Origin of the sequence: Dokdonella sp. (genome assembly GCF_019634775.1) — a bacterium.
GTDB lineage: Bacteria > Pseudomonadota > Gammaproteobacteria > Xanthomonadales > Rhodanobacteraceae > Dokdonella.
Map to the genome: position 1 here is coordinate 344,722 of NZ_JAHCAS010000002.1, position 24,132 is coordinate 368,853.

Sequence of the window (24,132 nt, forward strand, 5' to 3'; positions counted from 1 at the left end):
TGTCAGGAATGTGATCGGGTCGCACGTGGCAGAATGGGCGACCTCGCGATGACACCGCGCACCGACATCGTTCCTGCCACCGCGCCGCGTCGCCGCCGGCTCGCGCCGCTGCTCGCCGCGCTGGCGATGTTCGGTCCGTTCGCGATCGACACGATGTTCCCGGCGTTCCCGGTGATCGCCGAGGAACTGCGCACGACGCCGCTGGCGATGCAGCAGACGCTGAGCGTCTACATGATCGCCTATGCGCTGATGTCGCTTGCGCATGGTCCGCTGTCGGATGCGCTCGGCCGCCGCGGCGTGATCCTCGTCGGCGTCGCCGTGTTCACCCTCGCCTCGATCGGCTGCGCGCTGTCGGATTCGATCGGCATGCTGCTCGCGTTCCGTGCGTTGCAGGGCATCTCGGCCGGGGCCGGCCTCATCGTCGGCCGCGCGATCATCCGTGACTGTTTCGAGGGCGCCGATGCGCAGCGCCTGATGTCGACCGTGTCGATGATTTTCGGCGTGGCTCCGGCGGTCGCGCCGATCGTCGGAGGCTGGGTGGTCGGCCATGCGCACTGGTCGATGATCTTCTGGCTGCTTGCCGCGTTTGCCGGCGTCCTGTTCGCGGCCTGCTTCGCCTGGCTGCCGGAGACGCATCCGCCGGCGCGGCGCCTTGCGTTGTCCCCGCGAGCGATCGGCGGTGCTTATCTGTTCGTGGTGCGCGACCGCGCCTTCCTGCCGCTGGTGTTCGCCGGCAGCCTCGGTTTCAATGCGCTGTTCGTCTACATCGCCTCGGCGCCGGCCTTCGTGCTAGGTCTGCTGAAACTCGGGCCGCAGCAGTTCGCCTGGCTGTTCATCCCAGCGATCGGCGGCCTCATGCTCGGCTCGTTCCTGTCCGGCCGGCTGGCGGGCAGGCTCAATGCGCGCAACACCGTGCGCCTCGGCTACACGATCATGCTGGTCGCCTGCGCGGCCAACCTGGCCGTGGCCGTGCTGCTGGACACGCCGCGCGTGCCGTGGTCGGTGCTGCCGATCGGCCTGCATTCGGCCGGTATCGGCATCGCCTTCCCGACCGTCACCCTGCAACTGCTCGACCGTTTCCCGCAACACCGTGGCGGCGTTTCGTCATTGCAGGCCTTCGTCAGCCTGCTCGCCAGCGCGCTGATCGCTGGCGCGATTTCGCCACTCGTGTCGCATTCCGCGTTGGCGCTTGCGGCGACGGCGGCTGGCGTTACCGTGCTGGGATTTGTTGCCTGGCGGGCGAGCCTGCGTTTCGGGGAGGCGTGATTGGTGATTCGTGATAGGCAAAAGCGATGCTCTACCCGAAATCCCAAATGCCAAATCAGGCCGACTCGACCTTCGGCTCGGCCGGCGCGGCCACGGAAGCGCCAAGCAGGGCGCGCATCAGCGCGTAGATTTCCTCCTTGGTGCCTACCACGTTGGTGTGGCTTTCCCGGGTGAGATCGGTACCGAGGCTCACCGAATAGGCAAGACCGAGGTCGGTGCCGTCTTCGTCGATGCGCATGAAGCTGTCGATGCGACCGATGCTGGCGATGCGGTTGCCGTCGATGAAGCGGCCGTCGGGAAGTTTCAGCCAGCGTTGCATGGTGGGCCTCGATGGATTCGTTGAGCGTGCATTGGATCGGGTTTCGCGCGCACGCACAAGGCGGCGTGCGTGCGCGCGGTCGGGTTTACCAGCCGCAGGACTTGCCCTTGTTCTGTTCCTTGAGCCAACCCTGCAGCGGGGCGAAGTAGTCGAGGATCGCGCTCGCGTCCATTTCGTCCTGGCCGGTCATGTCCTTCAGCGTCTGCTGCCACGGCTGGCTCGCGCCGGCCTTCAGCATCGCCCAGAACTTCGCGCCGGCTTCCTTGTTGCCGTAGATCGAGCATTCGTGCAGCGGGCCGTCGAAGCCGGCCTCCCTGCACAGCGCGCGCTGGAACTGGAACTGCAGGATGTGGGCAAGGAAGTAGCGCATGTACGGCGTGTTGCCGGGCACGTGGTACTTCGCGCCGGGATCGAAGTCGTTTTCGTCGCGCGCGACTGGCGAGGAAACGCCCTGGTACTTGCGGCGCAGTTCCCACCAGGCCGCGTTGTAGCGGTCGGTCGGGATCGAGCCGTCGAACACGCCCCAGCGCCATTCGTCGATCAGCTTGCCGAACGGCAGGAAGGCGACCTTGGCCAGGGCGAGCTGCATCTGCGAGTTGATCACCGCCTTGTCGCTCGAGCGCGCGCTGTCGACGAGGCCGACGCCGTGCAGGTAGGCCGGCGTCAGGTTGAGCTGGACGGTGTCGCCGATCGCCTCGTGGAAGCCGTCATGCGCGCCGTTCTGGAACAGTAGCGGCTGGTCGTTGTAGGCGAGGAAATAGTAGATGTGGCCGAGCTCGTGATAGATCGTGGTGAACTCTTCCTCGTTCGGCACGATGCACATCTTGATGCGCACGTCACCGCTGAGGTCGATGTCCCAGGCGCTGGCGTGGCAGACCACGTCACGGTCGCGCGGACGCACCAGCATCGAACGCTCGTAGAACGAGGCCGGCAAGGCGGGCATGCCGAGCGAGGTGTAGAAGTCCTCGGCGCGACGCACCATCTTTTCCGGCGTGTACTTCTGTTTCTTGAGCGCAGAGTCGAGGTCGACGCCGGCGACGCCGGGGAATGGCTGCACCAGTGGATACAGCGCCGACCAGTCCTGCGCCCACATGTTGCCGGTGATGTGCGCGGGAATGGTTCCGTCCTTGGGCATGCGCGTGCCGTACTTCTTCTCGAGGCGACTGCGCACATAGCACTGCAGGTCGGAATAGAGCGGCTGCACCTGGCCCCACAGGCGGTCCGTTTCGGCACGGAAGGCCTCGGAATCCATGTCGTAGCCGGTGCGCCAGCCCTGGCCGGCGTCGGCGAAGCCGGTGTCGCGCGCGCCCTCGTTGAGCAGTTCGGCGAAGCGCTGGTAGTCGGCGCGTGAGGCACGGGCGACGTTGTGCCAGCCTTGCCAGGCCTCAAGGCTGGCATCCCAGTCGCGGTTCTTGGCCATCACCTCGGACAGCTCGTTGAGGTTGCGGCAGGTCTTTGCATCATTCGGATCGCGACACGACTTGCCGGCGCCGTACGCGGCACCGAGCTTCGAGCCGAGTGCGGCGAGCTCGGCGAGGTGGGCCGGATCCTTCGGTGCCGGCATCGGGCTCTGCCGGCGCAGCAGTTCGATCTGGCGCGCGGTGGCCGGCGACAGGCCGGCGATGCCGTCGAAACGACGCGAGGCTTCGATCGAATCCTTGAGGCGGATCAGCGCGCGCTCGCTGGCCTTGGCCTCGAGCAGGCCGGTGTCCTGGGTGATGTAGGTCGCCGCCACCCACTGCGAGGCAACTTCCTCGGCGTAGTGCTCGCGGGACGTCTTTTCCACGCTGGAGATGAAGGCGTCTGCTTCCGCGGGCGTGGCTGCGACCGGCACGGCGGCCTTCTCGGGCGTCGCCTTCGGCGTGGTCGGCGTCGACGCGCAGGCGGCGAGGCCGAGTGCGATGGCGAATGGCAACAGGCTGGACTTCATGGTGGCGACTCCCCGCGAAATGGTCAGGAAGGCTAGTCCGCGGCATGCGGTGCTGGCAAGGCCGTTTGGCCGTGCGCAATGGCATCGCGAAATTCTTCCGTAGGAAGCGCCTTCAGGCGTGATGCTTTGCCTTTGAGGGGTTGTACAGCCAGAGCAGCGCGGCGAAAGCCGCTTCCTACGGTGACGATAAGCTGGGCAACAGCCCGCGCTCGGCGAGCCAGGCACGGGCGTCCTCGGCATCGGATTCGAACCAGGCACGGGTCGAGCCGAGGCGGAAGCTGTAGCCCCAGGCGTCCATGTCCTGCATCAGGCGCTCGCGGCCGACGCCCGGCAGGGCATCGGCGAGGACGATCTGCAGATAGCAGGTGGCGTCCTCCTCGGCGACGGAGTCGCTGGCGTCGGTGTGCACGCGCGCGCGCCGCTCCCGCGGCAGTACGATCAGGTGGGAACTTTCATGCAGCAGCGAATGCACGGGCGTATCGGCACGTGCGTAGACGGTGTTGCCGATCACGCCGGCTTCCGGCTCGCCCCAGTAGCTGCCTGGGATGGGGGCGCCATCGGCGACGCGTTCGAGCACGAGGCCATGGCACGCAAGCAGGGCATCGACCGCAAGTGCGTCGATGTCGGCGAGCCGAAGCACCGGCTCAGTCCTCGTCCGCGACGGCGGCCTTGTTCCGCTCTTTTTCCGGCAACGTGACCGACAGCTCCAGCACCTCGTGTTCGCCGTCGCGTTCGACGCTGATCAGCACGGCATCGGGGTCGACGTTGACGTACTTCTTGATGACCTCGAGAAGCTCGCGACGCAGGGTCGGCAGGTAGTCCGGTGTGCCGCGCTGGGCACGCTCCTGCGCGACGATGATGCGCAGGCGGTCCTTGGCCACGCTGGCGGTGTTCTTCGGCTTGTTCCTGAAAAAGTCGAGGATACCCATGCTCAGCTCCCGAACAGGCGGGCGAGGATGCCCTTCTTCTGCGCATCCACGAAGCGTAGTGGCCGCGTTTCGCCGAGCAGGCGCGCGACGGCGTCATCGTAGGCCTGGCCGGCGTTGGAGGATTCGTCGAGGATGACCGGCACGCCGGCATTCGACGCGGCGAGCACCCCTTCCGATTCGGGGATCACGCCGATCACCTCGATGCCGAGGATCTCCTGCACATCCTTGATGCTCATCATGTCGCCGGCCTCGACACGCACCGGGTTGTAGCGGGTCAGCAGCAGGTGCTGGGCGACGCCGCCCTCGCCGAGTTCGGCGCGGCGGGTCTTGCTCGACAGCAGGCCGAGGATGCGGTCGGAGTCGCGGACGCTCGACACCTCCGGATTGACCACGACGATCGCGCGATCGGCGAAGTACATGGCCAGCGCGGCGCCTTTCTCGATGCCGGCCGGCGAATCGCAGATGACGAAATCGAAGCCTTCGGTCTTCAGTTCGTCCAGCACCTTGCCCACGCCTTCCTTGGTCAGCGCGTCCTTGTCGCGCGTCTGCGATGCGGCGAGCACGAACAACGTCTCGTGGCGCTTGTCCTTGATGAGCGCCTGCTTGAGCGTGCACTCGCCGTGGATGACGTTGACGAAGTCGTACACCACGCGCCGCTCGCAACCCATGATGAGGTCCAGGTTGCGCAGGCCGACGTCGAAGTCGATTACCGCGACCTTCTTGCCATGTCGGGCGAGGCCGACCGCGAGCGAGGCGCTCGTCGTGGTCTTGCCCACGCCACCCTTTCCGGATGTGACGACGATGATTTCAGTCAAGGACGTTCTCCATGCGGCTCTTGTCGTTGTCCGCCGTCAGCCGAGCCTGGCCAGCAGCAGCTTTTCCCCCTCCAGCCAGACCTGCACGGGTTTGCCGCGCAGATCCGATGGAAGATCCTCGAACACACGGTAGTGGCCGGCGATCGACACCAGCTCCGCGTGGAATTCCTGGCAATGGATGCGCGCCGAGGTGTCGCCCTGCGCGCCGGCGAGCGCGCGTCCGCGCAATGCGCCGTAGACGTGGATCGAACCGTCGGCGATGACTTCGGCGCCGTTGGCGACCATCTTCGTCAGGACCAGGTCGCCGCCTCGCGCATAGACCTGTTGGCCGGAGCGCACCGGCGCATCCTGGTACAGCGTGCCGCCGCTCTGGCGTGGGGGCGGCGGTGGTGTGTCCGTGCTCTGCGCAACGGGTGGTGTGGCCGGCGCTGGTGCGGGTGCAGGCGCCGGGTCGACCGACCCGCCCGCGCGTTCGAAGGCGGCCCGGAACTTGGCGAACAGCGGCACGTCGAGCTCACGCGCAAGTGCCTCGTTCGCACTGGTGCCGTAGGAAAGCCCCACCGGCATCATGCCGGCGTCGCGGATGCGCTCGAACAGGTCGCGCACGTGGTCCGCATCCGGCAGGGCGGGCAGGTGGCTGAGGTCGAGCACGACCGGAGTGCGCGCGAACAGTTGCGGTGCAGTCTGCATCTTTTCGGCGAGTTCGGCCGACATCGCTTCCGGATCGTCGCGCTTGAGGCGCAGGTTGGCGATGCCGACCTGGCCGAACTTCAGTTCGGCCGCTGGTTCGAACGGTTTCTGCGTGCCGGACATTGCCACTCAGGCTCCACTCGCACGACGCGCCGGAGCCTCGTCGTTGCCGGCGCGTTCGGCCAGCCACGGCAGGTTCGGCAGGCGACCGTTGCCGGCGCGCAGCCAGGTGTCGCGCACGAACTCATAGCTGCACAGCGTCTTCGCCAACAGGCTTACCGGACGACCGACGCCGGGCATGAGTTGCTGGCCGACCTCGTTGAAACCGTAGGTTCCATGGAATAGCACGGCGACGTCGTCGCGAGGCTCGAGGAAAACCTCGCAGGTCAGCAACGGCACGCGCACTTCGGCATAGCTCGTCACGTCGCAATAGAACACACGGCCGAGCCCGTGGCCGCGAAAGGGTTCGGCGACGACGATGCGGTCGATGTAGACGAATTCGGGATAGCGCTCGCGGAACCAGAGGAAGTTCGGGCTGGAATAGTCGGCGCTCTCGCGCATGGCGATGAGGAAGCCAGCGAGGCGGCCGTCGATCTCGGCAACGCGGAAGTACGAGGCGTTTTCGAAGAACCAGCGCATGCGCGCCGCATCGAGGGCGAGGATACTGGGTCCGACGGCGTTGTTCAGCGCGAGCACCGAATCGAGTTCGTGCTCGAGCACGTCTCGGATGACGAGGGACATGCGGGTGAGGGCTCCAGGCGGACACGGATCGGCCGGAAGTCCGGCGACGGGCCGGAATTATCGCACGGCCCCTGCTGCGGGGCCATGAAGAAATCGTTGCCGTCGCGCAATGCGGGAATGGGGAATAGGGAATGGGGGATGGTTGAGGCCGCTCCGCTCTTCGCTCCCTGCTCCTGACCACTCCCCATTCCCGGCCGCAATGACTTCGGACAGATGGCGCCGACGGGGACCGGGCTATCATGCGGCCATGCCGATGCCGCATTTCAATCACATCCAGCTGCTGCGCTACGCAAGCCTGTTCACCTACGCCTGCGTCGGCATCCCGTTGCTGCGCCGCTCCACGCTGGTTGCCGAGATGCTCGACCGTGGCTGGCCAGCTTGGTACTACGGCTTGTGCCTGTGCTGCTACCTCGTGTTCGGCCTGGTGTTCTGGTTCCTTACCCATGACATGGGTGTGCGTCATCCGACACGCCTGCGCAGGATTGGGCAGATCGCCCTTCTGCTGCTGCTGATCGCCCTGGCGATGGCGATAGGCTGGTTGAGCCAGAGTGCGTTGTCCTCGCTGCTGCTCGTCGTCGTCTCGGTGGCGCTGCCGTGGATCCTGCCGGTCCCGGTTGGTATCGCATGGATGGTGCTGCAGAACTTCTTCATGCTGCCTCAATTCGCCAGTCTGCAGGGCTATACCCTCGGTCTCGCCTTCCTGCAGTCGAGCCTGTACGTCGGCACTTCGGCGCTGAGCTTCTTCACTTCGCTGGTCGCGCGCCAGCAGGTTGAGGCGCGCGACGAGCAGCGCCGCCTCAATGCCGAACTGCGCGCGACACGCGCACTGCTCGCCGAGTCGAGCCGGCTCGGCGAGCGCATGCGCATCTCGCGCGAGTTGCACGACCTGGTCGGCCACCACCTGACCGCGCTCAGCCTCAATCTCGAGGTGGCCAGCCATCTCGTGCAGGGCCAGGCGCTGGAGCACGTGCGTCAGGCACAGTCGGTGGCGAGGCTGCTGCTGTCGGACGTGCGCGAAGTGGTCAGCCAGTTGCGCGAGGACGGTGACATCGACCTCACGGGCGCCCTGCAAACCCTGATCGAGGGTGTCCCGGGACTCGATATCCACCTCGAAATCCCGCCGCGCTTTGCTGTCGAGGACCCGCGCCGTGCCCAGGTGCTGTTGCGCTGCGCTCAGGAAATCATCACCAATGCGGTGCGTCATGCCGGTGCCCGCAATCTATGGCTCGTCTTCGAAGCCACCAGTGATGGCGAACTCGCGATCCATGCGCGCGATGATGGTCGCGGTTCCAGCCAGGTCAAGCCGGGCAACGGCCTCAGCGGCATGCGTGAACGCCTGTCGCAGTTCGGTGGCCGTCTCGATATCGTCACTGCCAGGGACCAGGGCTTCGTGCTCGACGTCTGGCTGCCAGCCTATGCCGAAGGGGGGACATCATGATTTCCGTCTGTCTAGTTGATGATCAGACGCTGGTTCGGCAGGGCATCCGTTCGCTGCTCGAGCTTTCTGACGCGATCCGCGTGGTTGCCGAGGCTGCTGATGGTGCACAGGCGGTGCGCCTGATTCCCGAAGTGAAACCCGACGTCGTCCTGCTCGACATGCGCATGCCCGGCATGTCGGGCCTCGACGTACTCAATGCGCTGGCCGCCGAGGACAGGCTGCCGCCGACGATCATCCTGACCACGTTCGATGATGATCAGCTCGTGCTGGCCGGGTTCAAGGCCGGCGCGCGCGGCTACCTCCTCAAGGACGTCTCGCTCGACCAGCTCGTCGATGCGGTCAAGGTCGTCGCCGGCGGTGGTTCGCTGGTCGCCCCGGTGGTCACCCAGCGCCTGCTGTCCGGCCTCGAGCGCATGCACAATGATTTCACCAGCCTGGACCGCCCGGATCCGCTGACCGAACGCGAGACCGAGATCCTGCGCCTGATGGCTGGCGGCTACAGCAACAAGGAGATCGCCAACTCGCTTGGCGTGGCCGAGGGCACGGTCAAGAATCACGTCTCGAACATCCTGTCCAAACTTGGCGTGCGCGACCGCACCCGCGCGGTGCTGAAGGCATTCGAGCTTGGGGTCGTTTAGGGGGCGCCGACCACCCCCATCCACGGACATGAACAGTGGTTGGGGGCGTCGTGTGCGGACGCAACCCGGCGTTGCGTCGGCTCGACAACAGGCCAGGCTGCCTTCGCCGTCGCGCCTTGACCTGCGCCCATGCATGACGGCAATGCGGTCGCGGGGTTGATCGGAGCATCATTGCGGATTCCCTGGTTGCGACTTGAGTTGCTCCCGCAATATCAAGACCTTGCGGGAGCCAGATCGGCCACGACGGAGGTTCGCCGGAGCGCCTGACGACGCTCCCGGGCAGGCATAGCCAGCGCCGGGCGGACCAAGTACCATGCCCGGCCTGACGCACGGGGGCCCGGCGTCGGCATCTGCGCATGTCCGTGGCCGCTCACGTCGTTCACGTGCCCCGCGCGGGCGGTGGCTGCCGTGTTGGTCATAGTCTGGAGAAGTCCTGAATGGTTCGTCTGCTCGAGTTGCTGGTTTCCCTGGTGATCGTGGCCGTCCTGATCCTCGTGATCGGCGTTCTGCTGCCCGATCGCGGCCACGTGGAGCGTTCCGTCGAGGTATCGAATCCGGTCCGCCAGATCTACGACTCCATCAATACGCTGCACCGCTTCCCCGATTGGTCGCCTGAGCGTCGCCTCGATCCGGCTCTGTCGTTCGACTATGCCGGTCCGCGTGATGGCGTCGGTGCCGCACTGACCTATCGTGGCAACGACCTGGTTGGCAGCGGCCGCCTCGAGATCATCGAGTCCGACACCGACAGCCAGGTAAGGATGGCCGTCGAGAACAACTTTGCCGGCAAGAACAAGAGCTACACGATCCGCCTCGATCCCGCACAGAACGGCAAGACCACGCGCATCTACTGGCGCTACGATGCCGAATACGGCTGGAACCTGTTCTGGCGCTATGCCGGCCTGTATATCCACGGCGCGCCTGACGCCAACGTGCAGACCGCGGTCGGCAGCCTGTCGAACATGTTGGCCACGTTCCCGAATGTCGATTACAAGGACCAGAACATCGAGGTCGTCGATGTCGTGGGCAGCCCGATGATCTATGTCAGCCTTAAGGCGCCACGCACGCTCGACGATGTCGCCACCGCCACCGACGAAGCGACGGCGAAGCTCGAAGCCTTCATGAAGAAGGCGGGCCTCGCTGCGTCCGGCCCGCGTCGCACGATCACCACGAACTGGGGCGACGAGAGTTACGTGTTCGATGTCGCCATTCCGGTCAACTCGACGACCTTCACGTTCGACCGCAAGGAGTTCACGATCCCGGCGGCACCGGCGATGAACGGCAACGACGATGTGCTCGAGGGCCTCGACGACAGCGACGAGCCGAGGACCTATGCGGTAGGCGACATCGACGACAACGGCCACCTCATCCTCGAGGATGGCATCAAGGCGACAACGAGCTATACCGGCAAGGCGCTGGCCAGCCAGTACGACGGCAGCGCCGCTTCGATCCCGTTGCTGCGCGTGATGGAAAAGGCCTGGGCCGAAACCCACGGTTACGAGTACAGCGAGATGGACAACGGCCGTTTCTGGGACGAGATCGTCCCGCCGACACCAAACGAGGACGGCAGCATGCCGGCAGCCGAGGAAGGTGTGAACACCTGGCGCGTGTATTTGCCGGTCATGGAATGATGGTGCGGGAGCGTCGGATCGAGGAACGGGCGGACCGCGAGGTTCGCCCGTTTTTTCTGGAGGGTCGAGGTGAAAGGCGGGGCGCGACAATCGTCGCTTGCTGCATGGTCGACATGCCACGAGGACTGCCGCTGCACCGCGTTCCGCGATCATGACGGCGCGCCTGTCGCGCCGTTGCACCTCATGGCTCTCTTTTGTCGCTACTCATACGCCACCGCCACCACGCAACACATTCGCACTCCGGTCGGCGTGGCCACCTCGAATTCATCGTCGATGCGGCGACCCAGTGCAGCGCGGGCAAACGGTGAGTCGATGCTGATCCAACCACGCCGGGCGTCGCTCTCGTCCGGGCCGACGATGCGATAGGCGTGCTCTGAACCATCCGCGTCTTCGACGCGGAAGTACGCGCCGAAGTAGATCACGGCCTGGTCCGCCGGCAGTTCGTGCGAGGCGCGCAGGCTCGGGATGCGCTTGCCGAGGTAACGAACGCGGCGATCGATTTCGGCAAGCTGCTTCTTGCGGTAGATGTACTCGGCGTTTTCCGAGCGGTCGCCTTCGGCCGCGGCGGCGCTCAGGGCGGCGACCACTTCGGGTCGGCGCCGCGTCCACAGGTCGGTCAGTTCCTCCTGTAGTCGGCGCAGGCCCTCGGGTGTGATCAGCACCGAGGAGGCCGCTCCCGGTGCGCGCCAGCGTCCCATCAGCGTGACTTGAAGATGCCGCCGAGGACGCCGCGCATGATCGAGCGGCTGATCTGGTTGCCGGCGTTGCGTGCGGCCGATTTCGCCATCGATTCGAGCATGCCCTGGCGGCGTTTGGTACCGAACAACAGGTCCTTGGCCGCGCCCATCAGTCCGCCTTCTTCGGCCGGAGCTTGTTTCGCCTTGTCCTTGCTGGTGGAGGTCTGCTCGGCTGCATTCTGCGCACGTGCGGCAAGCAGTTCGAAGGCCGACTCGCGATCGAGCTCGGTATCGTACTTGCCACCAACCGGCGAGCGCGAACGGATCGTCGTGCGCTCCTCGTCACTGATCGTGCCGATGCGACAGCCCGGCGAGGCGATCAGGGTGCGCTGCACGGGCAAAGGCTTGCCGCCGTCCTGCAGCGTCGTCACCAACGCCTCGCCGACGCCGAGTTCGGTGATCGCCTTGACCACGTCGACCTGCGGGTTCGGTGGAAAGGTCTCCGCGGCTGCACGTACGGCCTTCTGGTCGCGCGGCGTGAATGCGCGCAGTGCGTGCTGCACGCGGTTGCCCATCTGGCCCAACACCACCTGCGGCACGTCGTCGGGATTCTGCGAGCAGAAGTACACGCCGACGCCCTTCGAGCGGATCAGGCGCACGACTTGCTCGATGCGCTGCACCAGTGCCGCCGGCGCATCGGCAAACAACAGATGCGCCTCGTCGAAGAAGAACACGAGTTTCGGCCGGTCGAGATCGCCCGCCTCGGGCAGGTTCTCGAACAATTCCGAGAGCATCCACAGCAGGAAGGTCGAATACAGCTTCGGCTTGAGGATCAGTTGGTCGGCGGCGAGTATGTTGATGATGCCGCGCCCGGACATGTCCTGACGCATGAAGTCGGCGAGGTCGAGTGCCGGCTCGCCGAAGAAATGATCCGCGCCGGCCTGTTCGAGTGAGAGCAGGGCGCGCTGGATCGCGGCCAGCGAGGCCGGGCTGATCAGGCCGTACTGCTGCGAGATCGCCTTGGCGTTTTCCGACGCGAAGGCCAGCATCGAGCGCAGGTCCTTGAGGTCGAGCAGGAGCAGGCCTTCGTCGTCGGCGCACTTGAACACGACCTCGAGCACGCCTTGCTGGGTGTCGTTGAGTTCGAGCAGGCGGCCGAGTAGGGTCGGGCCCATCTCCGAGACGGTCGCGCGCACCGGATGGCCGAGCTTGCCGTAGATGTCCCAGAACACCACCGGGTTCGCGTTCGGGCTCCATTCGATGCCGAGCTGGTCGATGCGCGCCTTGAGTCGGTCGCTCATCGCGCCGGCCTGGCAGAGCCCGGCCAGATCGCCCTTGACGTCGGCAAGGAAGACCGGCACGCCCAGCCTCGAGAAGCCTTCGGCGAGCAGCATCAGGGTGACGGATTTGCCGGTGCCGGTGGCACCGGCGACCATCCCATGGCGGTTCGCATAGCGCGCGCGCAGCCACACCTCGATGTCGCTCTTGCCGATCAGGATGTCATCCACTTCGTAGGCCCTCGTTGCCGGAACAGCGCGCGAATTGTAGAGCGTGGCGCCGTGCATTTGCCCACGTGCGATGCCTCGGGTACCGTGCTGTGTCGTCCAGCCGGAGTTTCTCCACACATGAGTTCCGTCCTGCGTTGCCTGCCGATCGCCCTTGGCCTCCTGCTGGCTGCCTGCGCAACGGCGCCGGCGAAGACCTCCGGCCGGCCCACCCCCGGCAACAAGGGCAAAGTCGACGAGATCGCGCTCAACCGGCTGTACGGCGAGTTCGATGCAGCCAGCCAGCGCCACCTCTCGGCGCTCGACCTCGCCGCGCATGGTGAGGTCGAGCGGGCGCGCGTCGAATTGAACGGCGCGCTCGACGAATTGCAGGCCGCCGCCGTACGTTGCACAACCTTGCCGGGTTGCGACGGCGCACGCTTCTTTTCGACCTACGACCGCCTGTTGCGTGCGGGCCTCGAAACGCCGGACGACGTCGATGGCGAGGAGCCTGTCGTCGTCGGCGACGAAGGGGGCGTGGCCGGGAGCCCGCTCGTCGCCGCACTGCCGGCGATGGATCGCACCATCACCCTGCTCAATGGCCGCGAACTGGCCGACATCCTTGTGCTCAACGAGCCGGTCAAGGCCGGCATCGAGCAGTGGCTCACGCAGTATCGGCCGAACCTCGTGACGGCCTACGTCAACTACCAGATCATGCGCTATCGCATGTGGCCGGAGTATCACAAGGTTGGTCTGCCCGAGGCCTTGCTGTTCGGCATCCTCGCCAAGGAATCCGGCGGACGGGTCCACGCGGTGTCGCGTGCGGGCGCCTCGGGGCCTCTGCAGTTCATGTACGCGACCGGTCTGCGCTTTGGCCTGACGCGTCGCGATGGCTTCGACCAGCGCTTCGATCCGGGTCTGTCGGCGCGCGCGAACGCGGCCTATATCAATGAGCAACTCGCCATATTCAACGGCAACCTCGAGCTGGTCATCGCTGCCTACAACGGCGGGGAAGGGCGCATGCAGCGATTGGCCGGGCGTGGCGGGCAAAAGAGCTTCTGGGATCCCGACATCTATGCCGCCCTGCCGGCGGAGACCCGCGACTACGTGCCGATGGTGCTCGCCGCGGCCTGGTTGTTCCTGCATCCGGAGCGCTACAACCTGCAGTTCCCCAAGGTCGATGGTCGTCCGGGCAGCATCATGCTGGCCGAGCCGGCGACACTGGCGGAACTGACGGTCTGTCTCGGCAACGAGGGCGCATCGGCCGACGGCTGGTTCCGCGCCTTGCGCAATCTGAATCCCGCCCTCGATCCGGCCGAGCGCCAGCCGGCAGGGACGCGCATCGAACTGCCGGCACAACTCGAGCCGATATATCGTCGGTCATGTGTCGAAGGCCAATGGGGCCAGCTCGCCGCAGACCTGCATACGGCGAGCCTTGCTGTGGCCGCGACGACGCCGAAAGCGACACGTGTCGCCACCGTGCGCGGCAGTGGTACGCACAGCTATGTCGTGCGCAAGGGTGACAGCCTCGCCGCGATCGCGCGTCGCTCCGGCTGCGCGCGTATCGAGGAAATCGCGCGCCTCAACGGACTGCGTGCGCCGCGCTATGCCATTCGCGCAGGGCAGACGCTCAAACTGCCTGCGTGCGCCGCCGGACGCTAGGGATGCGCATATGATCAATCCCGCAACGGCGTCATGACATCCGCGAGGTTCGCAGCGCGGTGGACGTGGCGAAGTGCAGGCTGGTTGCCTGGACGAGCCGCGCACGCCGCGCTGCGGGCCTTGCGGATGACACCCCGTCATTGGGACTCAAAGATTGGGGCCGTCCGGTGCGGGCGCAGTTCGGCGTTGCGCCGGCTCGACAGACGGCCAGCCTGCCTTCGCCGTCGCGCCTTGATTCCCGTCCGCCCAGGCCGGTGATCCCGGTGCGGGACCGGTCAGCGCCCCTTGGGGATGGCCTGTTCAACCGAATCGCTACTGAAGTTGCTCCCACTGAATCAAGATCTTGCGGGAGCGCCTTCAAGCGTCACGGGAATTGATCGGAGTCCCCCGGCACAATGTATCGACCGCCCCGCATTGGTGGCCCGTCCCGCGCTGGATTCCCGGGCAAAGCGCGAACTTGAACTCGGTGGACATGTGCGTTAACGTTCCGCTCATATCTGGTGGTGGCTTCAACGAAGCCGATACCCGTTCCGTGTCATGCATCGAACCGGACCGTTCGCATGATCGTGGAATGTGGCGGGAGCCTCCGGTGGTTGTGCGTTTGGGGCATCCATCCCCGTGCTTGGTGGTAAAAACCCGGTTATCCGAACTCTGGCTGTGGAGACAAATCCAATGAATCATGAGAAGAAACTGAGTCGCTCCATCCGCAACAACTTGGGGCTTATGGCGGGAGCGGCCCTGCTTCTTGCTGCGACCACGGGCAATGCGGCAATCGTCTGCGATACGCCGCCACTTGGTGGTGCCTTGCCGTACTCCATCCCCGACAATATTGATGGCGTGTACGCCAATCTCGTCACGGGCGCGTACAACAACGGCTCCGTGGCCAACTGGGACATCAATTTCTACAACAATAGCGCGGGCCTGTCGTTCTGGACCAACCCAGGCACCGGTCCCGGCACCAACCAGGTCGTGTCGTCGACGCCCGGTACCGCAGACGTTCTTGCCGCTGGCGCGACCATCGGACCGGGCCAGACCTACAATACATCGAACGTCACCGGCGGGACGGTCCCAGACGCACTCCTTGGTGGTGGATCGGGCTATATCGGCGTCAGGTTCTACAATGAAGTCACGTCAGCCCAGAACTACGGCTGGGTTGCGCTGACGACAACGGGTCCTAACGGCTTCCCGGCAACGATCACCGGTTTCTGCTACGAGAATACGGGTGCTGCGATCACGGCCGGTACCACGCCGGTCACCCTGCAGGGTTTCTCGGTGGACTGATCCACTGTTCCATGCGGTGTGTTTCCGAGCAGGCGCCCCAGGTGGGCGCCTGCTTTTTTTGCGGGAGCGGGTCCGCACCGGGGCAGGTCGCTGCGGTCGCCTCGGGTTGTCGGCTCCCGCAGTGCGTTGATAAACGGGCGTGGGATACAGTCGCCAAGATTCGCAGGCGCGGTCCGACGAGCAGCCTCATCCGGTGCGCGATGGGCGTGGTGCGGAGACGTGCCGTGGGCATCGTGCGGACTGGAGTTTCCGGCTCCCGACAGCCGCACGAGCACGAAGGACCACCGGTTGGTGGTACTTCGTGGCGACGATCAGGGGAATCGTACGGTGCGCTGCGACCTGAGGGGAACCTGCCGGATCGCTCGGCTTTGCCGCCTGGAACGCGGGGGTTTCAGGCGGCGCGAGGGCTGTTCTTGAAGTATTCGCTGGCAGTGTCGGGGGCGTCGCCAGCCGACTCCTTCAGCGTACGCAGGGTGCGCATGACCTGGCGGTGCAACTCGCGCTGGTCGGGGAATGGCGAATCCTTGGTCTCGTGGAAGCTGACGATCAGCCAAAGGGCAAGGCCACGCAGGCGCACCTGCAGGCTGTCGGATTTCATGCGCTCGAAACCGATTGCGGTGCCGGAGCCCCACGGCGCGTACTTCTCTTCGGGTGGGGTGGCGTAGAGGTGCGGGAACTCGCTCTTCGATGCGGCGGAGAACTCGCGCATGGCAATCGCGGCAAGCTGGCGGCGCGCACCGGGTGCGAGCTGCTCGAGCGCTTTTTCAATGTCCTTGAACTGGCGCTTCAACTGCATGCCGCGAGTCAGCGCGATCAAACGGGTAAGGATCTGCATGGTCGCCCCCTGTGGACTCGTGGAGCGGCGATTGTAGCCGGGTCGGCAGTGATTTTGGTCACTTCCTGCCAATTTTCGTCACATTTTCGCGGAACCGGTCACGCTCCGGAGCGTACTCAGGCGTGGCCAATGCGCTGACCGACGCGCACGGACTGTTCGGGGGTCAGCGCGTCGAGGTGCGGGCCGCCAGGCGGCAGCAGCAGGATGACAGTCGAACCCATGTTGAATCGTCCCATTTCATCGCCCCGACCGAGATGCAGGTCGCGGCTGCGCCAGTCGCGTGCGACCGGTCGCGAGGCATAGGGCGGGATCTCCAGGCCATTCCATACCGTCGACACGCTCGACACGAGCAGGGCGCCGACCAGGACGAGGACAAACGGGCCGTGCTCGCCCTCGAAATGGCAGACCAGGCGTTCATTGCGCGCGAACAGCCGCGGGATCCCCGCAACCGCAAACGGAGCCACGCTGAACAGGCGCCCCGGCACGTGCAGGGTCGAGACCAGGCGCCCGGCCAGAGGCATGTGTACCCGGTGGTAGTCGCGGGGTGAAAGGTAGACGGTCACGAAGGCGCCGTCGGCATAGGGCGCAGCGGACGCGTCGTCGCCGAGCAGTTCGGCGGCACTGTAGTCCTGGCCCTTGGCCTGGAACACGCGTCCGGCACGGATCGGGCCGGCCTGGCTGATCCGGCCATCGGCCGGGCACAGCAGGCTGGCAGGGTCGGCATCCTGCGGGCGTGCACCGGCCTTCAGTGCGCGGGTGAAAAAGGCGTTGAAGTGTTCGTAGGCGTCGGAGTCAGGTTCCGCGGCTTCGTCGAGGTCGACGTGATAGCCCTTGGTGATCCGGCGGATCAGCCAGTTCTTCCATGGCCGCCAGGTCCGGCGTGTGGCCCAGTGGACCACACGCGAAAGAAATCGGTGCGGCAGCACGTACTGCAGGAGGATCGACGGCGTCATCAGTGCTTTCCGGCCAGGGTGGCAAGGTCAGTGGCGATGGGCTCCACCTCCAGCGGCGGGCGGAACAGGCCGATGACGCGACCGTCGGGATCGATGATGACGACCGATGCGCTGTGGTCGACCGAGTAGCCTCCCTTGTCGTCCGGCACATGCGTGTAGACCAGGCCGAGCGAGCGTGTGAAGCGGGTGAGGTCATCGTTGCTGCCGGTCGCAGCTTCGAAGTCCGGGTGGAAGTAGCGCACGTAGTCGGTGAGGCGCGTACCGTTGTCGCGCTCCGGGTCGACCGAAATGAAAGCGAAACGCAGCCTCGCCGTCAGGCCCTGTGCGTCGAGCCGGTTCCAGACCTGGCGGAACACGGCGAGCGTGTTCGGGCAAACGTCCGGGCAGTGCGTGAAACCGATGAAGACAAGGGTCCAGCGGCCCTTCCAGTCGGCCGCGGTCAGCGGTTTGCCGTCGGCGGCGGCGAGGTTGAACGCTGGAACCTCGCGCGGCGCCGGATAGAGCACGGCGGTCGTCATGGCGGGTGCAGGCGGTGCGCCAAGAAAACGCGAACCGACGAAGAAGCCGATGGCGACTGCCACGGCGGCGATCAGGATCAGCGGTGTCGCACCGATGCGCGTGCGGGTAGGGGGGGCGGTCATCCGCCCAGTATAGCCGCCATGTCGCGGAAGGTCGGCAGGTCCACACGGCTGCCGGTACACTGGTAGGCCGTGATTGGTGATTCGTGATCGGCAAAATGCACAAGCCCGCACGAAGCTACTCCGAATCACCAGTCACCATTCACCGCTGCCAAGCACCGCTACCAATGACCGCCGAACTCGCCACGATCATCGATTTCATCCGCTACGGAGCAAGCCGCTTCGGTGAGGCCGACGTCACCTTCGGGCACAGCTACGACAATGCGCTCGACGAGGCCACGCACCTCGTCCTGCAGACCCTGCATCTGCCGCATGATCTTTCCCCGGCCTATGGCCAGGCGCGCCTGACCAGCGCCGAGAAACAGGCCGTCCTCGACCTGTTCGAGCGCCGCGTGCGCGAACGCACGCCGGTCGCCTACCTGACCGGCAAGGCCTGGTTCGCCGGCCTCGAGTTCATCACGGACCGCCGTGCGCTGGTGCCGCGTTCGCCGATCGCCGAGTTGATCCAGAACGGCTTCTCGCCTTGGCTCGATGGGCGCGACGTCGGACGTGCGCTCGACCTGTGCACGGGCTCGGGCTGCATCGGCATCGCCATGGCCTCGTACAACCCGGACTGGCAGGTCGATCTGGTTGACATCAGCGACGAGGCGCTGTCGCTGGCGCGCGAGAACATCGATTACCAGGACGTCGGCGCATGCGTGCGCGCGATCTGCTCCGACCTGTTCACCGGCATCCCGGGCGAGAAGTACGACCTCATCGTCAGCAACCCGCCTTACGTGACCGAAAGCGAGTTCGCCGCCCTGCCGGCCGAATATGCGCATGAGCCGAAGCTCGGCCTCACCGCCGGCAGCGATGGCCTCGACTTCGCGTTGCGCATCCTCGCTGAAGCACCGGCCCATCTGACCGAGCATGGCGTGCTGATCGTTGAAGTCGGCGAGAGCGAGCGTGCCTTGGTCGAACGGTTGCCCGAGGTGCCGTTCAACTGGGTCGAATTCGCCGTCGGCGCAATGGGTGTGTTCGTGATCGACCGTGCCGATCTGGTGGCGCATGCGCCCGCCATTCTCGCTGCGGCGGCGGCGCGAGGTTAGAGGACAAGGTTGGGGAGGAGATTCGAGTGCCGTGGACCATTGCGGGATCGAAGCTGTTGCTGCAAAGGTCGCTGCGCTGCCCTCCTGAACATGACCATGCCCGGTTGTCGTGCCCGCGCGTCCCGCTCTTCGTCGCCGTGTCCCAGTAGCAGGCCTCGCACTCCATGAGCAATACATTCGGCAAGCTCTTCACCGTCACCACCTTCGGCGAAAGCCACGGTCCGGCAATCGGCTGCGTGATCGACGGCTGTCCGCCGGGACTGGCGATCGCGCCCGAGGAGTTCCGCCACGATCTCGAGCGCCGTGCGACCGGACGCTCGCGCTACACCTCGCAGCGCCGAGAGGCCGACGAGATCGAGATCCTGTCGGGCGTGTTCGAGGGGCGCACGACCGGCACGCCGATTGCGCTGCTGATCCGCAACACCGACCAGCGCTCGAAGGACTACGGCGAACTGCTCGAAACGTTCCGTCCCGGCCACGCCGACTACACCTACTGGCAGAAGTACGGCATCCGCGATCCGCGCGGTGGCGGTCGTTCGTCTGCGCGCGAGACGACGATGCGCGTCGCTGCCGGTGTGGTTGCCAAGAAGTGGCTGGCTGAACACCACGGCATCTGCGTACGCGGGTGCGTCGTGCAAATCGGTGATCTGGTGCCGCGCTCGTTTGATTGGAAGGCGGTCGAGGGCAATCCTTTCTTCTGGCCCGATGCGGCGATGGTCGGCGAGCTCGAGGCGTTCATCGACGCGCTGCGCAAGGCCGGCGACTCGGTCGGTGCGCGTGTCGACGTGCTCGCCGACGGCGTGCCGCCAGGCTGGGGCGAGCCGATCTACGGCAAGCTCGACGGCGATCTCGCTGCGGCGCTGATGTCGATCAACGCAGTCAAGGCGGTCGGTATCGGCGATGGTTTCGATGTCGTGACTCAGAAGGGCACGCAGCATCGCGACGAGCTGACCCCGGAAGGGTTCCTCTCCAACCATGCCGGTGGCATCCTCGGCGGCATCAGCAGCGGCCAGCCCGTCGTCGCCAGTGTCGCCTTCAAGCCGACCTCGAGCATCCTGGTGCCGGGACGCAGCGTGAACCTTGCCGGTGCGGCGGTCGACGTGCGCACCAAGGGCCGCCACGATCCCTGCGTAGGCCTGCGCGCCGTGCCGATCGTCGAGGCGATGGTGGCCCTCGTGCTGATCGACCACGCCCTGCGTCACCGCGCGCAGTGCGGCGACGTCGGTGCGGTCACGCCGCGCGTGCCCGGCGTCGCGGGGCTCGTACCACGCGGCAATTGAGCCGCAACCTCGTTCCTCCGCACAATGTGCGGAGTGGACACCTTTCCGGACATCCCATGAGCCAGAAGTCGAGCTACAACGTCGCCCTCGTCGGTGCCACTGGCGCGGTTGGCGAGGCACTGATCGAGATCCTCGCCGAGCGGCGTTTTCCGATCGGCCAATTCGTGCCGCTGGCCAGCGCGAAAAGTGCCGGTGGAAAGGTTTCGCTCGGCGCCAAGCAGGCCACGGTGCGCGAGTTGGACAGCTTCGACTTCAAGGACATCGACATTGCCTTCTTCTCGGCCGGCGGCGCGGTCAGCCGGGTGCATGCGCCGCGCGCGGCGGCCGCCGGTGCGGTGGTCATCGACAACACGTCGGAGTTCCGTCGCGCCGAGGACGTGCCGCTGGTGGTCAGCGAGGTCAATCCGCAAGCGATCGCCGGCTATGCGCAGCGTGGCATCATCGCCAACCCGAACTGTTCGACCATGCAGATGTTGGTTGCGCTGGCGCCGATCCATCGAGCTGTCGGCATCGAGCGCATCAACGTGGCCACCTACCAGTCGGTGTCCGGCGCCGGGCGTTCGGGCATCGAGGAACTCGGCCGGCAGACCGCCGCCCTGCTCAATTTTCAGGATCCGGCGCCGACGAAGTTCCCGAAGCAGATTGCCTTCAATGTCATCCCGCACATCGACGACTTCCAGGACAACGGCTACACCCGCGAGGAAATGAAGATGGTGTGGGAGACGCGCCGCATCCTTGGTGACGATACGATCCAGGTGAACCCGACCGCGGTGCGTGTGCCGGTCTTCCTCGGTCACGCCGAGGCCGTGCACATCGAGACACGCGAAAAGATCAGCGCGGGGCGCGTGCGCGAACTGCTCGAAGGAGCGCCCGGAGTGCGCGTGATCGACGAGCGCAAGGCCGGCGGCTATCCGACGCCGGTAGGCGACGCGGCCGGCGCCGATCCGGTCTTCGTCGGCCGCATCCGCGAGGACATCTCGCATCCACGTGGCATCGCTTTGTGGGTCGTTGCCGACAATATCCGCAAGGGGGCTGCCCTCAATGCGGTCCAGATTGGTGAGCTATTGGTGAAAACGTATCTCTGATATAGAGTTACGATTGTGTTATAAGGCGTTTTCGAGCTTTTTCCGGCCGTTCCCAGGGGAGCGGTCGACCGTTGCAGACCACGCTTCCGGGGAGCGCTGTACATGAAACGACCGCTGAAATTGTCGCTGGCCATTGCGCTCGCGCTGGGAGCGACCGATGCGTTCGCGCTGGGTCTGGGTTCGATCCAGGTCCGTTCCGGCCTCAACCAGCCACTGGTGGCCGAGATTCCGGTCATCCAGGGGACACCGGGCGAGGCCGAAGGCCTGATCGTCCAACTGGCCTCGGCCGACGACTTCGACCGCGTCGGCTTGAACCGCGCGAACGTAGGCGTGCCGCTGGAATTCACGCTGGGCAAGAACGCGAGCGGCGAGACGGTGATCCGCGTGACCAGCCGCGAAATCATCCGCGACCCGTTCCTCAATCTGCTGCTCGAGGCGAATTGGCCAAAGGGCCGGTTGCTGCGTGAGTACGCGGTTCTGCTCGATCCGCCGATCATGGCGCCGGCAGTCAAGGGTTCGAGCGCTATCGCTGCGGCCGCGAGCGAGCCCGAGCGTGTCGCCGTGCAGCCGATTCCGGAGAGCAAGCCGAAGCCCGCCGTGGCTGCGCCCAAGCCGGCTCCGGCCAGGCCTGTGGCGGCTGCCGAACCCCCTCCGGCCGCCGCGCCGCGTGTTGCCGCGGCCGGCGAATACGGCCCGGTGGCCGCCGGCGAGACGCTCGGAGAAGTCGCGCGCGCCACGCGTCCCGACGAGAGCGTCAGTGTCAACCAGATGATGCTGGCCCTGCTCAAGGCCAATCCGAACGCGTTCTACCGTGACAACATCAATGCGCTGAAGCGCGGAGCCGTGCTGCGCATTCCAAGTGCCGATGAGATCGGTGCGGTCGGATCGGCGCGCGAGGCGGCTGCAGCGGTTCGCGCCCAGGTCGACGAATGGCGTGGCGGCTTCGCTGCAACACCGACCCTCGTCGCCGACAGCACGCCGACGACAACGAGCGCGCCGCCTCGCTCGACGTCGACACCGGCACCCAAGGGCGAACGCCTGGCCCTCGTGCCGCCACGCGAAGGAAAGGCCGGTGACAGCGCGGCCGATCGCCCGAGTGGCGGTACCTCGAGTGGCGGGGATGCGGCAACCAAGGCCGAACTCGCGCGCGTGCGCGAGGCCTTGGCCAGCCGTGAGCAGGAGTCCGGCGAGCTGAAGTCGAGGGTTCGCGATCTCGAGGACATCAAGAACAAGAACGAGCGGCTGATCTCGCTGCAGAACAGCGAGCTCGCCGAGCTGCGCGACAAGCTGAAGGCTCTGCAGGCCGCTTCGACGACCGCCACGCCGGTGGCTGATCCGGCGGCGGCCGTGCCTGCCGCTGCGACGGCGACGCCTGCCGCCACCGCGCCAGCGATCACCAAAGACGACATCTGGGGTGACGGCGACAAGGCGGCGGCGCCGCCTGCGGCTTCGGCCACACCGACAGCGGAACCTGCGCCCACACCGGCTGCGGCAGAAGACAGCGTGACCTCACCTGCGACGACCGAACCTGTGCCGGCAGCAGGTGACGCGACGCCGGCCGAACCGGCACCCGCAGCAACCGCCGTGGATACGGATGCCACACCCGCAGCCGATACCCCGGCTGTGGCCACGCCGCCCGCGGCGTCTCCTGCGCCGGCAACCTCCGAAGCGGCCAAGCCGACGCCGCCGCCGGCTCGGCCGGTCGCTCCGGTACCGGCGCCCGATTCGGCCACGCCGTGGTATCTCGAGCCGTGGGCGCTTGCGGCCGGCGGCATCGGTGGCCTGCTGCTGGTCTTGCTGGGCCTGTTTGGTCTGCGCAAGCGCAAGGCGCCGGCGCAGGCTGCGGGTCGTCAGTCGATTGCCGACAGCTTCGGTGCCGCGCCGGTCGGCGGTGCATATGTGGCCGCCAGCGATGCATTCGGCGAGGAACAGCAGCTGATCGACCAGGTCCAGCGCGATCCGTCCAACGCCGGCTCGCATCTCGAGTTGCTGAGCCTCTACTACGCGCAGCGCGATGCAGCGAAGTTCGAGGCTGCCGCCGAGGAAATGTATGCCTCGATCGCCGATCCAAACCAGGCGGAATGGCGCGAAGCGCGTGCGATGGGCGAGGAACTCGTGCCGCACAATCCACTGTTCGGGGGCGATCCGTTGTTTGGCGGCGAATCCGGTGGTGAGTCGTTCGGCGGTCATGCCCCCGCGACGCCTGCGTCCGGCGCGGATTTCGGCTTCGATGGCCTGGACACCGCGGCGGGCAGCCATGGCGGCTACGGCTTCACCGATGAGCCGAAGCCGCTACAGCCGGAAGATTCGCTCGCGACCGCCGAGTTCACCGCCGTCGAGTACGACTTCGACACGCCGAAGTCGGGCACCACCTCCGGGGCCGATGAGGGGTTCACCTTCGACGAGGTACCGCCAATCGCGCCGGTCGAGGCGTCGCATGTGGTGACCGAATTCGAACCCGACGACAAGTCTGGCGGGGGTGAGGGCGACGACGATTTCTTCGCCGGCGAGGATGCGATCGGAACCAAGCTCGATCTGGCCAAGGCCTACCTCGACATGGGCGATCCCGATGGGGCGCGCGCGATGCTCGAGGAGGTGCTCGGCGAGGGCAGTCCGTCCCAGCAGGATGAGGCGCGCAGGCTACTCGGCGAAATCCGCTGAGGGATACCCGCTGCTTCACACGACGAGGCCGGGAGCGATCCCGGCCTCGTCGTTTCCGCACGCCGCGCCACGGGGCGGCGGAAGCGGGATACTT

The 24,132-nt window shown here is 66.0% G+C and carries 22 protein-coding genes; 10 read left to right on the plus strand and 12 right to left on the minus strand.

Features of this window, described 5'->3' with window-relative positions:
* Positions 1–33: 33 nt before the first annotated feature.
* The gene (locus KF907_RS12370) at positions 34–1,266 is read left to right on the plus strand and encodes a multidrug effflux MFS transporter (RefSeq protein WP_291220803.1); all 1,233 of its coding nucleotides are present in this window, start codon (positions 34–36) and stop codon (positions 1,264–1,266) included.
* Between the two features lie 55 nt (positions 1,267–1,321).
* Here KF907_RS12370 and KF907_RS12375 read toward each other — a convergent pair whose 3' ends face one another.
* From KF907_RS12375 to KF907_RS12405, 7 genes are all read right to left on the minus strand, one after another.
* A complete protein-coding gene (locus tag KF907_RS12375; RefSeq protein WP_291220805.1) occupies positions 1,322–1,585 on the minus strand; it encodes a hypothetical protein in 264 nt (87 codons plus the stop codon).
* An 85-nt stretch (positions 1,586–1,670) separates the two neighbouring features.
* Positions 1,671–3,515: a M2 family metallopeptidase gene (locus KF907_RS12380; RefSeq protein WP_291220807.1), complete on the minus strand. Its 1,845-nt coding sequence runs from the start codon at positions 3,513–3,515 to the stop codon at positions 1,671–1,673.
* A 175-nt stretch (positions 3,516–3,690) separates the two neighbouring features.
* Positions 3,691–4,155, minus strand: coding sequence for a hypothetical protein (locus tag KF907_RS12385; RefSeq protein ID WP_291220808.1), 465 nt, complete (start codon positions 4,153–4,155; stop codon positions 3,691–3,693).
* A gap of 4 nt (positions 4,156–4,159) precedes the next feature.
* Positions 4,160–4,444: a cell division topological specificity factor MinE gene (gene minE, locus KF907_RS12390; RefSeq protein ID WP_291220810.1), complete on the minus strand. Its 285-nt coding sequence runs from the start codon at positions 4,442–4,444 to the stop codon at positions 4,160–4,162.
* A 2-nt stretch (positions 4,445–4,446) separates the two neighbouring features.
* Entirely contained in the window at positions 4,447–5,259 is an 813-nt protein-coding gene (minD, locus tag KF907_RS12395; protein WP_291220812.1) for a septum site-determining protein MinD, read from the minus strand.
* Between the two features lie 36 nt (positions 5,260–5,295).
* Positions 5,296–6,072: a septum site-determining protein MinC gene (minC, locus tag KF907_RS12400; protein WP_291220813.1), complete on the minus strand. Its 777-nt coding sequence runs from the start codon at positions 6,070–6,072 to the stop codon at positions 5,296–5,298.
* 6 nt (positions 6,073–6,078) lie between these two features.
* A complete protein-coding gene (locus tag KF907_RS12405) occupies positions 6,079–6,690 on the minus strand; it encodes a GNAT family N-acetyltransferase (protein WP_291220815.1) in 612 nt (203 codons plus the stop codon).
* A 247-nt stretch (positions 6,691–6,937) separates the two neighbouring features.
* Here KF907_RS12405 and KF907_RS12410 point away from each other — a divergent pair, with 247 nt between their 5' ends.
* From KF907_RS12410 to KF907_RS12420, 3 genes are all read left to right on the plus strand, one after another.
* On the plus strand, positions 6,938–8,128 hold the full coding sequence (locus KF907_RS12410) for a sensor histidine kinase (RefSeq protein WP_291220817.1): 1,191 nt from the start codon (positions 6,938–6,940) through the stop codon (positions 8,126–8,128).
* On the plus strand, positions 8,125–8,766 hold the full coding sequence (locus KF907_RS12415; RefSeq protein ID WP_291220819.1) for a response regulator: 642 nt from the start codon (positions 8,125–8,127) through the stop codon (positions 8,764–8,766). The genes KF907_RS12410 and KF907_RS12415 overlap by 4 nt, the downstream gene beginning before the upstream one ends.
* Before the next feature lie 437 nt (positions 8,767–9,203).
* Positions 9,204–10,394 (plus strand): SRPBCC family protein, encoded by a 1,191-nt coding sequence (locus tag KF907_RS12420; protein ID WP_291220821.1) that lies wholly within the window; start codon positions 9,204–9,206, stop codon positions 10,392–10,394.
* A gap of 200 nt (positions 10,395–10,594) precedes the next feature.
* Here the strand turns inward: KF907_RS12420 and greB are convergent, their stop codons facing one another.
* Positions 10,595–11,092, minus strand: a complete 498-nt coding sequence (gene greB, locus KF907_RS12425; RefSeq protein ID WP_291220823.1) for a transcription elongation factor GreB — start codon at positions 11,090–11,092, stop codon at positions 10,595–10,597.
* Positions 11,092–12,579: a helicase HerA-like domain-containing protein gene (locus KF907_RS12430; protein ID WP_291221233.1), complete on the minus strand. Its 1,488-nt coding sequence runs from the start codon at positions 12,577–12,579 to the stop codon at positions 11,092–11,094. Before KF907_RS12430 ends, greB begins: the two co-directional genes overlap by 1 nt.
* Positions 12,580–12,696: 117 nt before the next feature.
* Between KF907_RS12430 and KF907_RS12435 the strand changes: the two genes are divergently transcribed.
* Entirely contained in the window at positions 12,697–14,217 is a 1,521-nt protein-coding gene (locus tag KF907_RS12435) for a transglycosylase SLT domain-containing protein (RefSeq protein ID WP_291220825.1), read from the plus strand.
* A 672-nt stretch (positions 14,218–14,889) separates the two neighbouring features.
* Positions 14,890–15,498 carry a hypothetical protein gene (locus KF907_RS12440; RefSeq protein ID WP_291220827.1) on the plus strand — a complete coding sequence of 203 codons (609 nt, stop codon included), beginning with the start codon at positions 14,890–14,892 and terminating at the stop codon, positions 15,496–15,498.
* A gap of 391 nt (positions 15,499–15,889) precedes the next feature.
* Here the strand turns inward: KF907_RS12440 and KF907_RS12445 are convergent, their stop codons facing one another.
* From KF907_RS12445 to KF907_RS12455, 3 genes are all read right to left on the minus strand, one after another.
* Positions 15,890–16,333, minus strand: a complete 444-nt coding sequence (locus KF907_RS12445; protein ID WP_291220829.1) for a hypothetical protein — start codon at positions 16,331–16,333, stop codon at positions 15,890–15,892.
* A 116-nt stretch (positions 16,334–16,449) separates the two neighbouring features.
* Positions 16,450–17,286, minus strand: a complete 837-nt coding sequence (asd, locus tag KF907_RS12450; protein ID WP_291220831.1) for an archaetidylserine decarboxylase — start codon at positions 17,284–17,286, stop codon at positions 16,450–16,452.
* Positions 17,286–17,927, minus strand: coding sequence for an SCO family protein (locus KF907_RS12455; protein WP_291220833.1), 642 nt, complete (start codon positions 17,925–17,927; stop codon positions 17,286–17,288). The genes asd and KF907_RS12455 overlap by 1 nt, the downstream gene beginning before the upstream one ends.
* Before the next feature lie 164 nt (positions 17,928–18,091).
* Between KF907_RS12455 and prmB the strand changes: the two genes are divergently transcribed.
* From prmB to KF907_RS12475, 4 genes are all read left to right on the plus strand, one after another.
* Positions 18,092–19,012, plus strand: coding sequence for a 50S ribosomal protein L3 N(5)-glutamine methyltransferase (prmB, locus tag KF907_RS12460; protein WP_291220835.1), 921 nt, complete (start codon positions 18,092–18,094; stop codon positions 19,010–19,012).
* Between the two features lie 164 nt (positions 19,013–19,176).
* Positions 19,177–20,292, plus strand: a complete 1,116-nt coding sequence (aroC, locus tag KF907_RS12465) for a chorismate synthase (RefSeq protein WP_291220837.1) — start codon at positions 19,177–19,179, stop codon at positions 20,290–20,292.
* A gap of 56 nt (positions 20,293–20,348) precedes the next feature.
* A complete protein-coding gene (locus KF907_RS12470) occupies positions 20,349–21,377 on the plus strand; it encodes an aspartate-semialdehyde dehydrogenase (protein WP_291220838.1) in 1,029 nt (342 codons plus the stop codon).
* A 102-nt stretch (positions 21,378–21,479) separates the two neighbouring features.
* Complete coding sequence (locus KF907_RS12475; RefSeq protein WP_291220840.1) at positions 21,480–24,038, plus strand: motility hub landmark protein FimV; 2,559 nt, start codon at positions 21,480–21,482, stop codon at positions 24,036–24,038.
* Positions 24,039–24,132: the final 94 nt, after the last annotated feature.